Here is a 16,388-nt window from a genome sequence, read left to right on the forward strand (position 1 = left end):
GCATCCATGGCCGACAACCCCACGCAAGCCGCGCCGCGCAAGGACGGCGCGCTCGACGTGTTCAGGGCGCTTACGCGTCCGCGCATCCTAATCACCCTGCTGATCGGCCTGGGCTCGGGCCTGCCGTTCATGCTGGTCGGCAATACCCTGGGTCTGTGGCTGCGTGAGGACGGCGTCGAGCTGGCGGCGATCGGCTTCATCTCCTGGGTCGGCCTGGCCTATTCCTTCAAATTCCTGTGGGCCCCGCTGGTTGACCGCGTCGATGTGCCGATCCTTGGCCGTCTCGGCCGCCGACGCGGCTGGCTCCTGCTGTCCCAGCTCATGGTCGGGGCCTCGCTGATCGCCATGGCGCTGATCGGTCCCGGCGGCGGCCTGACCCTGCTCGGCGTCGCCGCCCTGGCCACGGCCTTTTCGGCCGCCACCCAGGACATTGTCGCGGACGCCTGGCGCATCGAATCCGCGGAGAACGACGAGGATCAGGGTCTGCTGACCTCGGCGTTCCAGTTGGGCTACCGCTTCGCCATCCTCGGCGGCAACGCCCTGATCCTGTTCGTGGCCGGCGGAATAGGCTGGGCTGCGTCCTATGGCGTCTGGGGTCTGGCCATGGGCCTCGCCGTGACCGCCACCCTGTTCGCGAAGGAGCCGGTCGACCGGCGCGACCTGTCGGCGGCGCTGGGCGGCAAGTCGCCGTGGACGCCCCGTGGGCTGTTCGACATCGTGGTCGGCCCGTTCCTCGCCTTTCTGAAGACCCACCGGACGGCCGCCTTCCTGATGCTCGCGGCGATCAGCCTCTATCGCCTGCCGGACTTCGTCATGGGACCGATGACCGGCCCGTTCTACGTCGATCTCGGCCTGACCAAGGAGGCGATCGGGGCCATGAGGCTCAGCGCCGGACTGGCGGGCACCCTGCTGGGCATCGCCGCGGGCGGCCTGAGCGCGATCCGGTTCGGGTTCGGGCCGACCCTGCTCATCGGCGCCGTGGTCGGGCCGATGTCCAACCTCGGTTACACGCTGCTGGCCGTGGTCGGACTGTCCACCCCCGCCTTCGCGGGCGTGCTGTTCGTCGAGAATTTCTCGGAGGGTTTCGCGGGCGCGGCCCTGGTCGCCTACATGGGCAGCCTGACCTCGATCGGTTACACCGCCACCCAGTACGCCCTGCTCAGTTCGTTCTACGCCCTGCTCGGGAAATTCCTGAAGGGCTTTTCGGGCGCCGTCGTGGAGGCGTTGCAGCCTGGCCGCGACCTCATGCACGCCTACGCCCTGTTCTTCGCGGGAACCGCCGCCGTCGGCATCCCGGCGGTGCTTCTGTGCTGGCTCCTGCACGTCCGGAATCTCCGGCTGGCGCGGGAGATGGGGGCGGCCTAACCCTCCGCCACGGCCCCTTCGTCATAGGCGGCGAAGGTGGCGGCGGTGATGATCTCGGACACCGAGGCGCCCAGCGAGACGATCTGGACCGACTTCTCGAGCCCGACCAGCAGGGGACCGATCACCGTGGCCCCGCCCAGCTGCTGGACCAGACGCGTCGAGATGGCGGCCGAATGGATCGCCGGCATGACCAGCACATTGGCGTGGCCGGTCAGGCGCATGAACGGGTAGGCGGCGCGCGCCTCCGGATCGAGGGCCAGTTCGGGCGGCATCTCGCCCTCATACTCGAAATCACAGCCGCGCTGATCGAGGATGCGGATCGCCTCGCGCACCTTCTCGCCGCGGTCGCCCGGAGGGTTGCCGAAGGTCGAATAGGACAGGAAGGCGACGCGCGGGGTCTTGCCCAGCTTGCGCACCGTCTCGGCGGCCTGGATGGCGATCTCGGCCAGTTCCTCCGCGTTCGGAAGTTCGTGGATCGAGGTGTCGGCGACGAACAGGGTGCGCCCCTTGGCCAGCAGGATCGACATGCCGATCATGCGGTTCTTCACGTCGAGGACGCGCCGGACCTCCTTCAGCACCATGTTGAAATTGCGGGTCACGCCGGTGACCATGCAGTCGGCCTGGCCGCGGGCGCACATGGCGGCGGCGAAATAGTTGCGGTCCTGGTTGATCATCCGCTGCACGTCGCGCTTCAGATAGCCGCGGCGCTGCAGACGCTCATAGAGCCAGTCGGTGTAGTCGGCGTTGTGTTCCGAGACCCGGGCGTTGACGATCTGGATGCCCATGTCGTCGAAATTCAGTCCGGCCTCGGCGGCGTTCTTGCGGATCAGCTCCTCGCGGCCGATCAGGATCGGCGTGCCCAGTTCGGCCTGTTTGAAGCCCCAGGCGGCGCGGATGACGGCGGTTTCCTCGCCCTCGGCGAACACGACCCGCTTGTTGGGGCCGGCGCGCACCGCGGCCGAGATGTTCTGCATCAGGGCGGCGGACGGATCGAGCCGCGAGCGCAGCTGGATCCGGTAGGCGTCCATGTCCTCGATCGGCTTGCGGGCCACGCCGCTGTCCATCGCCGCCCTGGCGACGAAGGGCGGGATGTACCAGATCAGGCGCGGGTCGAACGGCGTCGGAATGATGTAGTCGCGGCCGAATTTCAGCTTGCGGCCGCGATAGGCGGCGGCGACCTCGTCCGGCACGTCCTCGCGCGCCAAGGCCGCGAGAGCCTGGGCGCAGGCCACCTTCATCTCGTGGTTAATCTGCCGGGCGCGGACGTCGAGCGCGCCGCGGAACAGATAGGGGAAGGCCAGAACGTTGTTGACCTGGTTGACGTAGTCGGAGCGGCCGGTGGCGATGATGGCGTCGGTGCGGACGGACAGCACGTCCTCGGGGGTGATCTCCGGGTCCGGATTGGCCATGGCGAAGATGATCGGATTGGGGGCCATGGAGGCCACCATCTCCTTGGTGATGGCGCCCTTGGCCGACAGGCCCAGCACGACATCGGCGCCGACCATGGCCTCGGCGAGCGTGCGGTGGGGGGTGTCGGTGGCGTGGGCGGCCTTCCACTGGTCGACGTTGGCGCGGCCCCGGTAGACGACGCCTTCGCGGTCGACGATGACGGTGTTCTCGGCGCGGACGCCGGCGGCCTTCATCAGGCTGATGGACGACAGGCCCGCGGCGCCGGCTCCGGACAGGACGACCTTGAGATCCTGCAGCTTCTTGCCGGCGATATGGGCGGCGTTGATCAGGCCGGCGGTCGAGATGATGGCGGTGCCGTGCTGGTCGTCGTGGAAGACCGGGATGTCCAGCAGGTCCTGCAGCTGGCTCTCGATTTCAAAGCACTCGGGGGACTTGATGTCCTCCAGGTTGATGCCGCCCCAGGTGTCGCCGATGTTCTTGACGACGGTGATGAACTCGTCCGGATCGGTGGTCTTGACCTCGACGTCGAAGCTGTCGACGTCGGCGAAACGTTTGAACAGGACGGACTTGCCCTCCATCACCGGCTTGGAGGCCATGTGGCCGAGATTGCCGAGGCCGAGAATGGCCGTGCCGTTGGAGATGACGGCGACCAGATTGCCCTTGGAGGTGTAGTCGTAGGCCTTGTCCACATCGGCGGCGATGGCCAGCACCGGAATGGCGACGCCCGGCGAATAGGCCAGCGACAGGTCCAGCTGGGTCGCCATGGGCTTGGTCGGCGCCATGGAGATCTTGCCCGGCGTGGGGCTGCGGTGGAACTCCAGCGCGTCTTCGTCGGAGAAGGTCTGTTTGTCGGTCAGGTCGGGCATGGACTGTTCCTAAAGGCCCGGGCGGGCGGGGACAACCGGTGAGGGGGAGGGATGACGACAGGGGGCAGGGTTCGGTTTTCAAAGACCGGACAGGCTGAAGCGCTTTTCAGCGTTTCCGCGGAAAAGTCGGGGAGGTGGCGGAGCGCGGGCGGCTTCGCCCGGAACCGAATGATGGTCCCCTGCTTTCGCTTTGCGGGGACCGTGAATAGTTTTCGGCGTCGCCGCCTTCGCTCCGCGCGACCGGTTCACGCAAGCCGACGGGGGCGGGCTTCATCAAGGCGGCCTGCGGGGCTTTCGGGACTTTCCCACCCCGGCCTTTTCGCCGCATTCATCCCTGTCCGTCGTACGCTCGCGACGGGCGGAAGGCTTCCAGGCCTCCCGGGCCCCGGGGTTTCGACACCCCGGGCAGTCCGCCGCCCCCACGCCCCCGTTATTCCACAAGCCGCAGGTATGAGCCGCGCAAGGGTCCGGGCGACGATTCCGGGACGACGTTTCCCGCTCGATCGCACCCCGCCGCACGTGATTGGCCCTGGCGCCAGACGCCCTCCCCCGCGACGGGATGCAGCCATTATGCGGGCGCCGGGAGGGGGTGCGCAGGAGAACGGGGTCTCAAAAGCAGAAGCGGCTGGAAAGGCGGGATGTTTTTCCGCCAATGCGACTATACAAACGCGATCCCTGATCCTTCTCCCGTTGGGAGAAGGTGGCCCGGAGGGCCGGATGAGGGGCGGCTGGCGGAAGCGGCGAAGCCGCCCCGGGACAGGCGGCCCTCACCCTTTCGCGCAAGGACGACGGCGAAGCCGTCGTGCGCTCAAGCCCTCTCCCACAGGGAGAGGGGAATTCACACCGACAGCGTCCCCGTCCGTTCGACGACCACCGGCCCCGTCATCAGAACATGGTCCGTGGCCTCGTCCCACGACACGAACAGCTCTCCCCCGTCGACCTCGACGGTGGCGGCGCGGCCGGTGAGACCGCGGCGGGCGGAGGCGACGAGGGCGGCGCAGGCGCCGGTGCCGCAGGCCTTGGTGAGACCCGCGCCGCGTTCCCAGACGCGCAGGCGGATGTGGTCCGGCGCTGTGACATGGGCGAAGCCGACGTTGACGCCCTCGGGGAAGCGCGGGTGGTGCTCGACCAGCGAACCGGCGCCGCGCACGAAGCCGTCGTTGGGCGCATGGTCGAGGAAGAAGACGACGTGGGGATTGCCCATGGAGACGGCGCCCGGCGTATGCAGGACGGGATCGTCGATGGGCCCGACCTGAAGCTCGATGCCGCGGGTGTCCATGGCCTCGTCCAGCGGGATCTGTTTCCAGTCCAGACGGGGCGCGCCCATGTCGACGGTGATCCGGCCGTCGGGCTCGCGCCGCGCCGCGGCGGGGCCGCCCAGGGTGTCGATCACGACCTGGTCCTTGCTGGTCGACTGCAGCAGCATCCAGCCGACGCAGCGCAGGGCGTTGCCGCAGGTCTCGACCTGACCGCCGTCGGTGTTCCAGACCCGCATGAAGGCGTCGCCCGTTTCGGAAGGTTCGATGGCGATCAGCTGGTCGCAGCCCTCGCCGGTTTCGCGGTCGGCGATGGCGCGCGCCTGATCGGCCGTCGGGGCGAACGGCGTTTCCAGGGCATTGACGACGACAAAGTCGTTGCCGGCGCCGTTCATCTTGACGAAGGGACGGGTCATCTCGGTTCCGATATAGAGACGGACTGGAGCTTCGGCTACGGAAGGGCGTTAAGCTGGGCCATGAGTCGAGCCAGAGCCGAGCCGCAGCCCGAGCTGAAGTCCGAACCGCCGAGGGCCGAGGGGCTGCGTCTGCGAGCCCGGCTGCGCTATCTCTACCACGGCTCGTCGCCGCTGGCGGTGCGATTCCGGCTCGGCGTCATCGTCGTCGACTTCGCGATCATCGGCTTCTTCCTGATCGCCCCGATCCTGCATGAGGCGGGTCTGGTCTTTTACGTCGTCGACTATCTGATCGCGGCGGTCCTGGCCCTGGACATGGCGGCGCGGGCGTACGCCCATACCGATGTGAAGGACTGGCTGAAGAAGCCGGAGACCTGGGTCGATGTGTTCGTGCTGGCGACGCTGCTGTTCCCCGCCTGGCTGTTCAACTTCGGCTTCCTGCGGCTGCTCAGGCTGTGGACCCTGCTGAACTCGGACTTCTTCTGGCGGACCGTGGGCCACAGGTATGACGATACGCGGGTGGAGGAGATCACCCGGGCCCTGGCCAGTCTGGTGACCTTCGTCTTCGTGGTCACGGGCTTCGTCTATGCGACCTTCCGCGGCAGCCATCCGGGGATCAGCGGCTATCTGGACGCGCTGTATTTCACGGTGGCGACGCTGACGACGACGGGGTTCGGCGACATCACCCTGCCCGGCAACTGGGGGCGGGTGCTGTCGATCGTGGTCATGCTGACCGGCATCACCCTGTTCCTGCGTCTGGCCCAGACCATCTTCAAGCCGCACAAGATCAGATATCCCTGCCCGACCTGCGGCCTGCAGAAGCACGATCCGGACGCGGTGCACTGCAAGGCGTGCGGAGAGATGCTGTGCATCCCGGATGAGGGGTCGTGAAAGGCCGGATGACAAAGCCGTAACCTTGGGACAGTCCAGCTTGTCGCGGACCTCCCCACCGGTAAGGTGCCGCCCGACTGAACATCGGGGGACTTCCATATGATCCGCACCGCCGCGCTCGCCGCGCTTCTCGCTTCCACCGCCCTTACGAGCGCCGCCATGGCCCAGACCTCCGTTCCCGCACCGGCCGCCGCCGGGAGTTCGGGAGGTTTTGCGACCTCGGACGCGGCCGATCCGTATCTGTGGCTGGAAGAGGTCGACGGCGAACGGGCCATGGCCTGGGTCGAGGAACACAATGAGAAGTCGCTCGGCGTGCTGCGCGGCGATCCGCGCTTCGAGACCCTGCACCAGCAGGCGCTGGAGATCGTCCAGTCGCGCGACCGGATCCCGTCGCCGGGCTTCAACCACGACGGCACGATCGACAATTTCTGGCAGGATGCGGAGCATGTGCGCGGCATCTGGCGGACCACGACGCTGGACAGCTATCGCACCGAGACGCCGCAGTGGGAGACGATCCTGGACTTCGACGCCCTGTCGGCGGCCGAGGGCAGGAACTGGGTCTACAAGGGCGCGACCTGCCTGCCGCCGGAAGAGACGCGCTGCCTGATCTCGCTGTCTGACGGCGGCAAGGACGCGGTGACGGTGCGCGAGTTCGACCGCGCGACGCGGACCTTCGTCGCGGACGGCTTCATCCTGCCCGAGTCCAAGGGCGGGGCGTCGTGGGTGGACGAGAGCACCCTGCTGATCTCGCGCGATTTCGGTCCGGGCACCCTGACCAGTTCAGGCTATCCGATGATCCTGAAGGTGCTCAAACGCGGCCAGACCATGGACCAGGCGCAGACGGTGTTCACCGGTCAGCCGACCGATGTTTCGGTGTCGGGCTATACGCTGCGCGACGCCGACGGCGTGGTGCAGGCGACCCTGATCAACCGCGGGATCAACTTCTATGAAGGCGAGACGCACCGGCTGAACGCCGACGGCACGACAACGAAGCTGGAGCTGCCGGCCAAGTCGAACATCAACGCCCTGGTGCGCGGCCAGCTGGTGGTGACGACGGATCAGGACTGGACCGCGCCGTCGGGGCAGGAATTCAGGACCGGCGACGTCATCGCCTGGGACCTGAACCGCTGGCTGGCCGATCCGGCGACGCCGGCGCAGCTGGTCATCCGCCCGGGCGAGCGCGAGGCCATCGAGGGCATCACCGCCACCCGCAACAAACTGGTCGTGGCCCTGTACGAGAACGTGCGCGGCGGGGTCTATGTCTATGAGCCCAATCCGGCCGGCGAATGGTCGCGGACGCGGCTGGACCTGCCGCAGAACGTCAGCGTCGGCGTGGGCTCGGCCAGCGAGCGCGACGACCAGGTCTTCGTCAGCGTCAGCGGCTATCTGAACCCGTCCAGCCTGTATCTGGCCGACGCCGCGACGGGCGCGGCCGCTGTGACCAAATCCCTGCCGGCCAAGTTCGACGCCACGGGCATGACGGTCGACCAGTTCGAGGCGCGCAGCGCCGACGGGACGATGATCCCCTATTTCGTCGTCCACAGGGGCGACATGGCCATGGACGGGGCCAATCCGACACTGCTGTACGGCTACGGCGGGTTCCAGAACTCGCTGTTGCCCGGCTATTCGGCCACGGTCGGCAAGCTGTGGCTGGAGCGGGGCGGGGTCTATGTGATCGCCAATACGCGCGGCGGCGGCGAGTTCGGGCCGCGCTGGCACCAGGCGGCGCTGCAGGAGAACCGGCAGCGGTCGCACGAGGACTATCAGGCCGTGGCGCTGGACCTCATCGCGCGCGGCGTCACCAGCCAGCCGCGGCTGGGGATCATGGGCGGCTCGCAGGGCGGGCTGTTCATGGGGGCGATGCTGACCCAGCGGCCGGACCTGATCAATGCGGCGGTCATCCAGGTGCCGCTGTTCGACATGCTGCGCTTCCACAAGCTGCTGGCGGGCGCCAGCTGGATCGCGGAATACGGCAACCCGGACATTCCGGAAGAGCGGGCGTGGATCGAGCAGTATTCGCCCTATCAGCGTCTGGCGGCGGGCCAGCCCTATCCCGAGGTCTTCATCCACACCTCGACCAAGGACGACCGCGTCCATCCGGGCCACGCCCGCAAGGCGGCGGCGCGGCTGGAGGAACTGGGCTATCCGGTGCTGTTCTACGAGAACACCGACGGCGGCCACGCCGCGGGGGCCAACCTGCGCGAGACGGCCCGGCGTCTGGCGCTGGAATACACCTATCTGAGCCGCAGGCTGATGGATCAGCCGGCCCAGCAATAGATCCGAACCAACGGGGGTCCCGGCCGGCCGGGATGAGCGGAGTCAAAACATGCGCATCCTTCTGATCACGGCCTCGGCCCTCGCCCTGACGGCCTGCGCCTCCGCCGCGCCGGGGTCCGCGGACGGTGAACCGGTAAAGTGGGGGCCAGCGGCGCGGATCGCGCGCGCTGCGCCCCCGCCGCATATGCCGGCGGACCTGTCCCCCGCCGGGGTGCGCGCCGCCGACGACCATCTGGCGCTGGAGGAGGTCGAGGGGGCCGAGGCCATGGCCTTCGTGGCCGCAGAGAACGAGCGGTCTCTGGCCGCCCTGACCGGCGACCGGCGCTATGAGCCGTTCCGTCAGCAGGCCGAGGCGATCCTGACGGCGACGGACCGGATTCCGGGGCCGAGCTTCCTCGGCGAAGGGATCGGAAACTTCTGGCAGGACGCGGCCAATCCGAAGGGGGTGTGGCGGCGCACGACGCTGGAGAGCTACCGCTCGGCGACGCCGCGGTGGGAGACGATGCTGGACATCGACGCCCTGTCGCGGGCCGAGGGCAAGGACTGGGTCTGGAAGGGCGCGGACTGCCTGGCGCCCGATGAGACGCGCTGCCTCGTCAGCCTGTCCGACGGCGGCAAGGACGCGGTGGTGGTGCGCGAGTTCGACACCTCCACCGGCCTGTGGGTCGAGGACGGCTTCATCCTGCCCGAGGGCAAGCACCGGCTGGAATGGCTGGACCGGGACACGCTGCTGGTGGCCACGGACTTCGGGCCGAACACGCTGACGGAGTCGGGCTATCCGTTCATCGTCAAGTCGCTGAAGCGCGGCCAGACGCTGGCGCAGGCGACCGAAGTCTATCGCGGCGACATCGGCGACGGCGGCTATGGCGTCAGCCCGTCGGTCTATCGCGACGGCGCCGGCGCGGTGCAGGCCGTCCTGATCAGCCGGCCGCTGGACACCTTCCGCGGCGAGACCTGGGAGCTGGTGGACGGCCAGCCCGTCAAGCTGCGCCTGCCTGAGCGGGTCAACGTCCGGGGCGTGACCGGCGGGCTGCTGATCTTCTCGATCGACGAGGACTGGCGACTGTTCCCCGACCGCCCGATGCACAAGGCGGGCTCGCTGCTGGCCTACCGGCTGCCGGAACTGGGCGACCGGACGGACGCCTTCCTGATTGACGGAACGGCGACCGTGTTCGAGCCGGGCGACCGGCAGTCGCTGGAAGAGGTGGCGGTTCTGGAGGACCGGATCGTCGCCACCCTGTATGACAACGTCCGGGGCCGTCTGGTGCAGTTCGTCCCCGGCGAGCGTCCGGCCAATGTTCCGAACCGTCCCCGGCTGACCATCAAGACGTGGGATCAGTCGGCGATTCCGATTCCGGACAATGTGGCCGTGCATCTGGGCGACCGCAGCCGGTCGTCCGGCCGCATCTTCTACAGCGTCGACGGCTTCCTGACCCCGTCGACTCTCAGCCTTGCGGATACGCGGGCCGGCACGACCGCGGTCCTGCGTCAGGCCCCCGCCCGGTTCGACGCCTCGACCCACGTCGTCGAACAGTTCGAGGCGACGTCGTCGGACGGGACGAAGATTCCGTATTTCGTGGTCCGGCCGAAGGATCTGGTCATGGACGGGCGCGCCCCGACGATCATCTACGGCTACGGCGGGTTCCAGGTGTCCAAGCCGCCGATCTACATCCCCGAGATGGGCAAGCTTTGGCTCGAGAACGGCGGGGTCTACGTCAACGCCAACATCCGCGGCGGCGGCGAGTTCGGTCCGGCCTGGCACCAGGCGGTGTTGAAGGAGAACCGGCAGCTGGCGTTCGACGACTATGCGGCCGTCGCGCGCGACCTGCAGGCGCGTGGCGTCACCTCGCCGCGCCGCACCGGGATCTACGGCCGGTCGAACGGCGGAGTGCTGACCTCGGTGGCCATGACCCAGCATCCGGAACTGATCAATGCGGCGGTGATCGAGAGCCCGCTGATCGACATGCTGCGCTATCACGAACTGCCCGCCGGAGCGTCGTGGATCGGCGAATACGGCGATCCGCGCATCCCGGAGGAGGCGGCGTATATCGCGCGCTATTCAGCCTATCAGCATCTTCGTCCGGATACGGAGTACCCGCGCGTCTACATCACCACCAATACGCGGGACGACCGGGTGCATCCGGGCCATGCGCGCAAATTCGCCGCGCGGCTGGCCGGGCAGGGTCACGATCACCTGTATTACGAAGAGACGTCAGGCGGGCATTCCAACGACGCCGATCCGGTGGCGAACGCGCGGCGCTGGGCAAGGCACTACGTCTATCTGGCGCAGCAGCTGATGGATTGAGGGGCGGCTGCTGTCAGCGGACGCCCGGCCGGCGGGGTTGATGCAAGTGGCTGGTGGCTGGTGGCTGGTGGGTGGCCACCACCTGTGCGGTCGCGCGGATCGCGCCGCCCTTCCGCCGTCAGCGAAGCTACAATCACTAGCCCCTAGCCACTAGCCACTAGCCACCTCTCAGGCCGGCTCCAGCACTTTCGCCTTCCTGGGCTTGGGGGCCTTGGCGGGCTTTTCGGCCTTCGGAGTCTTGGCGGGCTTGTCCGCCTTCCTCGCCAGTTTCTCGGCCTTCTTCGCCTCCCGGGCGGCCTTTTTGGCGGCGCGGGCCTCGGCCTTGGCCTTGGCGGGGGCGGCGTCGGCCTCGCCGGCCAGCTCGGCCAGCAGGTCCAGGAAGCCCTCGCGCTTGCCCTTGGGCAGCAGGGCCATGATGCGCTTGTCGGCGGCCTCGACCCTGGGGCGGGCGGCGTCCAGCGCCGCCTGGCCGGCGACCGACAGGCGAACGGCCTTGGCCCGTGCATCGATGGCGGACTTTTCGCGGTCCAGCAGACCCTTGGTCGTCATGCGCGAGACGAGGTCGGCCAGGGTGGAGCGGTCGATGCCGGTGGCGCGGACCAGATCGGTCTGGGTCAGGCCCGACTTGTGGCTGACCGCCTCGAGCACGGCGAACTGGCGCTGGGTCAGACCATCCGCGCCCGTCTCTTCGGAATAGATGTCGAGCGCCAGCTGCAGCACGCGGTGCATCAGGTGACTGGGCGAGGCGCCCAGGCCGCCGGCGCGTTTCGCCTTGTTTCCGGACTTGACCATGGACCGTACCCCCTTGAACGCAGCGACAGTGCTAGCAGGCGTGTTTTACGGTTTGACGACGGACGATATGCGCCCGGGCCCCCGGCCGGTCTAGAGGCCGGGGTCGGGCGAGACCGGGCCGGGCTCCTCGTCCCTGATCAGGTGTTTGAGGATGTAGGGGATCTGCAGCAGGCCGAAGACGCAGGCGGCGATCCAGATGAAGCCGCGGAAGGCGACCCATGTGTCGTCCGTCTGTGTGCGCCAGACGATCTCGTTGGCGATGGCCACGGTCGCGAAATACAGGCCGTAGCGCAGGGTCAGGCCGCGCCACGCGTGATCCGTGACCTTGATCGAGTCGCCCAGCAGATATTTGAACGGGTATCGGCCCAGCGGCAGCGAGCCCAGAAGCACGGCGGCCAGCAGGCCGTTCTGTATGCTGAGCTTGATCTTCAGCAGCGCCGGATCGTGGAAGAACAGGGTCAGGCCGCCGAAGACCAGGGCGAAACCGCCCATGATCATGGGCAGGGGCGCGAGCCGCCGCTCGACCGCATAGCCGACGACCAGGGCGATGGCCGAGGCGGCGACCAGAACCCAGGTGGCCTGGACGATGGCCTCGCGCCCGTCGAGGCCGCGGGCGCGCAGGAAGACATAGGCGCCGGCGAAGGCGACCAGGGCGCCGAAGTCGACGGCCTGACGGATCCACTGGCGGTTCTTCGACGGCTCGGAAGGCGTATCGGTCATGTCAGTCCTCGAGCCCCACCAGAGATCGTGAAAACGCGCGAGCGTCGAAGGGTTGCAGGTCGTCGACGCCCTCGCCGACGCCGATCAGCTTGATCGGAGCGTCCGAGGCCTGGGCGACGGGGACCAGAACCCCGCCGCGCGCGGTGCCGTCCAGCTTGGTCATGACCAGACCGGAGACATAGGCGGTGCGGCCGAAAATCTGTTCCTGGGCCAGGGCGTTGCGGCCGACGGTGGCGTCCAGCACCAGAAGCGTCTCGTGCGGAGCCTCCGGATCGATCTTCTTCAGCACGCGCACGATCTTGAGCAGTTCGTCCATCAGGGCGGACTTGTTCTGCAGCCGGCCGGCAGTGTCGATCAGGACGACATCAAAACCCTCGGCCTTCGCCCGTGTGTAGGCGTCGAAGGCCAGGCCTGCGGGATCGGCGCCGTCGCGCCGGCTTTCGAAGGTCGCGCCGGCGCGCTCGGACCAGACCTTCAACTGCTCGCGGGCGGCGGCGCGGAAGGTGTCGCAGGCCACGATCATGACCTTGGCGCCCTGTCCGGTCAGGTCGGCGGCGATCTTGCCCAGGGTGGTGGTCTTGCCCGAGCCGTTGACGCCGACGAACAGGGTGACGAAGGGGCGGGGGCCGCCCAGGGGCTCGTAGCGGGCCTCGTGATTGACCAGTTCGGCGGCGACGGCCTCGGCCAGGGCCTCCTTGACCTCGCGCTCGTTCGAGCCGACGCCGAAGCGCAGTTCGCGGAAGCGGGCGACGATGCGGTCGGTGGCGGCGGGGCCCAGGTCGCTTTCCAGCAGGTGCTCTTCCAGCTTGTCGAGCGCCGCTTCGCTGAGCGGTTCCCTGACGAAGGCGGCGACGACCTGCTCGGTCATCTGTTTCGAGGACCGGGAAAGCCCCTCGCTCAGCCGCGAGAGCCAGCCCTTTTTCGGCGTATCATTCATGCCTTGGCTTTAGCTGGCGCGTTGAGACAGGTCACGGGCAATCGTGGCGCGAGCCGGCCTTTGCCTCTAAATGAGCATTGAACCGCAGGAACCGTCGCTTGCCCAAGACCCATCCGTTCCATTCGTCCCGCACCCACGGCTTCGTCCGCGTGGCCGCCGCGACGCCGGTCGTGCATATCGCCGACCCGGCCGCGAACGCGGAGGAACACGCCGCCCTGATCCGTCAGGCGGGCGGCCAGGGCGTGGACCTGATCGTCTTTCCCGAGCTGTCGCTGAGCGGCTACGCCATCGACGACCTGCTGATGCAGGACGCCCTGCTGGCCGAGGTGGAGCGGCGCATCGCCGAACTTGCCGAAGTGGCGGACGAGGCGGGAGTGGTCGCGGTGATCGGCGCGCCGCTGCGCAACGGCGACGCCCTGTACAACTGCGCCGTGGTGCTGGGGTCGGGGTCCGTGCTGGGCGTCGTGCCCAAGACCTATCTGCCGAACTACCGCGAATATTACGAGAAACGCTGGTTCGCGCCGGCGGCCAGCCGGTCCGAGGACGTGATCGTCCTCAATGGCGAGACGATCGATTTCGCACCCGGACTGGTGTTCGAGGCGGCCAACCGCCCGGGCTTCGTCTTCGCCGCCGAGATCTGCGAGGACTTCTGGGCGCCCTTGCCGCCCTCGACGCGGGCGGCCCTGGCCGGGGCGCGCATCCTGCTGAACCTGTCGGCGTCCAACATCGTCATAGGCAAGGCCGATGAACGCGCCCTGCTGTGCGCCAGCCAGTCGACGCGGGCGCAGGCGGCCTATGTCTTCACCGCCTCCGGCTGGGGCGAAAGCACCACCGATCTGGCCTGGGACGGGCAGGCGACGATCCACGAACTGGGGGCGAAACTGGCCGAGGGCGAGCGGTTCTCGCTGGAGAGCCACCTCACCGTCGCCGATATCGACGTCGAGCGGATCGGTCTGGACCGGCTGCGCAACGGCACCTTCGCCGACTGCGCGCGGATCGAGGGCGAACCGGCGACGGTCGTTCCGTTCGAGGCCCGTGAAGGCGGGGCGGCTGGCGACCTGATCCGTCCCCTCGACCGCTTCCCCTTCGTCCCGGACGATCCCGCCCGTCTGGATCAGGACTGTTTCGAGGCCTTCAACATCCAGGTGCAGGGGCTGATGCGCCGGATGAAGGCGACCAATGGCGAGCGCGTCGTGATCGGCGTCTCGGGCGGGCTGGATTCGACCCAGGCCCTGCTGGTCGCCTGCCGGGCCTTCGACCGGCTGGAGCTGCCGCGCTCGAACATCCTGGGCTTCACCATGCCGGGGTTCGCGACTTCGGAGGGGACGAAGTCAAACGCCTGGAAGCTGATGGAGGCGCTGGGGGTCGCCGGGTCCGAGATCGACATCCGTCCCGCGGCGACCCGGATGCTGGGCGACATCGGCCACGCCTTCGCCATGGGCGAGCCGGTGCACGACATCACCTTCGAGAATGTGCAGGCCGGTCTGAGGACGGACTATCTGTTCCGGCTGGCCAACCAGCACCACGCCTTCGTGCTGGGCACGGGCGATCTGTCGGAGCTGGCGCTGGGCTGGGCCACTTATGGCGTCGGCGACCATATGAGCCACTACAACGTCAATGGCGGGGTGGCCAAGACGCTGATCCGGCACCTGATCCGCTGGGTGGCGGCGAAGGAGCATTCGGGCGAGGCGGCGGCGGTGCTGAACGCCATTCTGGATACGGAGATTTCACCCGAACTGGTGCCGGCCGGCGCCGACGGGAAGATCCAGTCCACCGAGGGGACGGTCGGCCCGTATGCGCTGAACGACTTCTTCCTGTTCTACGTCACCCGCTTCGGGCTGAAGCCGTCGAAGGTGGCGTATCTGGCGCATCAGGCGTGGAAGGACGCGGCGACCGGCCACTGGCCCAGCGCCATGCCCGAGGCCGAGCGGATTTCGTACGACCTGCCGGTCATCAAGACCTGGCTGCGGAAATTCCTGATCCGCTTCTTCCAGACCAGCCAGTTCAAGCGCTCGGCCCTGCCCAACGGGCCCAAGGTGGTCACCGGCGGCTCGCTGTCGCCGCGCGGCGACTGGCGGGCGCCGTCGGACGCCACGGCGCGGGTGTGGCTGGATGAGCTGGACGCGAACGTTCCGGACTGAAGAGTGGCTAGTGGCTAGTGGCTGGTGGCTGGCCACCGCCTGCGTCGCTGTGCTGACCGCGTCGCCCTTCCGCCGTCAGTGAAGCTACAATCACCAGCCACTAGCCACCAGCCACCAGCCACCAGCCACTTCGCTACGGCAGCTCGTTCAGGAACGGGAAGATCGCCGCCTTGACCTCGGGCTCGTCCAGCATGGGGGCGTGGCCGATGCCGGGGGCCTCGACATAGTCCATCTTCGGGGCGCGTTTGCGCATCTTCGCTGCGATGTCGGCGCTCAGCAGGTCCGAGGTCTCGCCGCGCACCAGCAGGACCGGGCGGCCCTTCGTCAGGCGGGTGAACATGGGCCACAGATTGGGGACCAGGGCTTTCGCTCCGGCCGCGCGGATCGGCACGGCGATGTCGGGGTCGTAGTCCAGCACCGGCGCGCCCTCGGTGCCGATGCGGAAGACGCGGCGGGCGAAGGCGTCCCAGTCGGCGTCCGTATAGTGGGGGAAGGCGACGGCGTTGTGCGTCTTCACATAGGCGGCGGCCTCGGGCCAGCCGGGCGTGTCGACGGGCTGGCCGGAATAGGCGGCGATGCGCATCAGCCCCTCCTTCGCCACCTCCGGGCCGATGTCGTTGAGGATGGCGCCGGCGATGACCTTCGAGCGGATGGCGGCGATGGCCATGGTGATCAGCCCGCCCATGGAGGTGCCCAGGAAGACGGCGCGCTCGATTCCCGACTGGTTCAGCAGGGCCAGGACGTCCCGGGCGTAGGTCGCGGGCTGGTAGGTCATGGGGTCGGGAGCGCGGTCCGACTGGCCGCGGCCGCGGATGTCGACGGCCAGCACCCGGCGGCCGTTCCGGGCGATCAGGGGGGCGATGGCGCCGAAATCGGCCGAGTTGCGCGTCAGGCCGTGGATGGCGATGACCGGCAGCTTCGCCGGGCCGGGGCCCGCTGCGTAGTCGCGCGCGTAGAGGCTGAGGCCGTCGGCGCTGGTCCAGCGGCGGTCGGCGAAGGTCTGGGACATGCAGGG

The 16,388-nt window shown here is 68.3% G+C and carries 11 protein-coding genes; 5 read left to right on the top strand and 6 right to left on the bottom strand.

The window, feature by feature from the left end:
- Positions 1 to 6: 6 nt before the first annotated feature.
- A complete protein-coding gene (locus BrevBR_RS08520) occupies positions 7 to 1,365 on the top strand; it encodes an AmpG family muropeptide MFS transporter (protein WP_340000627.1) in 1,359 nt (452 codons plus the stop codon).
- Here BrevBR_RS08520 and BrevBR_RS08525 read toward each other — a convergent pair.
- The gene (locus BrevBR_RS08525) at positions 1,362 to 3,641 is read right to left on the bottom strand and encodes an NADP-dependent malic enzyme (RefSeq protein ID WP_332638883.1); all 2,280 of its coding nucleotides are present in this window, start codon (positions 3,639 to 3,641) and stop codon (positions 1,362 to 1,364) included. The two genes, BrevBR_RS08520 and BrevBR_RS08525, sit on opposite strands and share 4 nt — an antisense overlap.
- A gap of 838 nt (positions 3,642 to 4,479) precedes the next feature.
- The gene (gene dapF / locus BrevBR_RS08530; protein ID WP_340000628.1) at positions 4,480 to 5,313 is read right to left on the bottom strand and encodes a diaminopimelate epimerase; all 834 of its coding nucleotides are present in this window, start codon (positions 5,311 to 5,313) and stop codon (positions 4,480 to 4,482) included.
- A 60-nt stretch (positions 5,314 to 5,373) separates the two neighbouring features.
- Here dapF and BrevBR_RS08535 point away from each other — a divergent pair, with 60 nt between their 5' ends.
- The 3 genes from BrevBR_RS08535 (at position 5,374) to BrevBR_RS08545 (ending at position 10,783) form a co-directional block, all read left to right on the top strand.
- Positions 5,374 to 6,201 (top strand): potassium channel family protein, encoded by an 828-nt coding sequence (locus tag BrevBR_RS08535; RefSeq protein WP_332639313.1) that lies wholly within the window; start codon positions 5,374 to 5,376, stop codon positions 6,199 to 6,201.
- Positions 6,202 to 6,300: 99 nt separating this feature from the next.
- Positions 6,301 to 8,478, top strand: a complete 2,178-nt coding sequence (locus BrevBR_RS08540; RefSeq protein ID WP_340000629.1) for a prolyl oligopeptidase family serine peptidase — start codon at positions 6,301 to 6,303, stop codon at positions 8,476 to 8,478.
- Between the two features lie 49 nt (positions 8,479 to 8,527).
- Positions 8,528 to 10,783, top strand: a complete 2,256-nt coding sequence (locus BrevBR_RS08545) for a prolyl oligopeptidase family serine peptidase (protein ID WP_340000630.1) — start codon at positions 8,528 to 8,530, stop codon at positions 10,781 to 10,783.
- 168 nt (positions 10,784 to 10,951) lie between these two features.
- Here the strand turns inward: BrevBR_RS08545 and BrevBR_RS08550 are convergent, their stop codons facing one another.
- The 3 genes from BrevBR_RS08550 to ftsY form a co-directional block, all read right to left on the bottom strand.
- Positions 10,952 to 11,575 (bottom strand): MarR family winged helix-turn-helix transcriptional regulator, encoded by a 624-nt coding sequence (locus BrevBR_RS08550; protein ID WP_332639310.1) that lies wholly within the window; start codon positions 11,573 to 11,575, stop codon positions 10,952 to 10,954.
- Between the two features lie 90 nt (positions 11,576 to 11,665).
- Positions 11,666 to 12,295 (bottom strand): inner membrane-spanning protein YciB, encoded by a 630-nt coding sequence (locus BrevBR_RS08555; protein WP_332639309.1) that lies wholly within the window; start codon positions 12,293 to 12,295, stop codon positions 11,666 to 11,668.
- 1 nt (position 12,296) lies between these two features.
- Positions 12,297 to 13,232, bottom strand: a complete 936-nt coding sequence (gene ftsY, locus BrevBR_RS08560) for a signal recognition particle-docking protein FtsY (protein WP_340000631.1) — start codon at positions 13,230 to 13,232, stop codon at positions 12,297 to 12,299.
- A gap of 98 nt (positions 13,233 to 13,330) precedes the next feature.
- Between ftsY and BrevBR_RS08565 the strand changes: the two genes are divergently transcribed.
- Positions 13,331 to 15,373, top strand: a complete 2,043-nt coding sequence (locus tag BrevBR_RS08565) for an NAD(+) synthase (protein ID WP_340000632.1) — start codon at positions 13,331 to 13,333, stop codon at positions 15,371 to 15,373.
- A 133-nt stretch (positions 15,374 to 15,506) separates the two neighbouring features.
- On the opposite strand, the gene BrevBR_RS08570 is transcribed toward BrevBR_RS08565, so the two are convergent.
- The gene (locus tag BrevBR_RS08570; RefSeq protein ID WP_332639306.1) at positions 15,507 to 16,382 is read right to left on the bottom strand and encodes an alpha/beta fold hydrolase; all 876 of its coding nucleotides are present in this window, start codon (positions 16,380 to 16,382) and stop codon (positions 15,507 to 15,509) included.
- Positions 16,383 to 16,388 lie beyond the last annotated feature (6 nt).

Source organism: Brevundimonas sp. BR2-1 (genome assembly GCF_037626195.1).
Lineage (GTDB): Bacteria > Pseudomonadota > Alphaproteobacteria > Caulobacterales > Caulobacteraceae > Brevundimonas.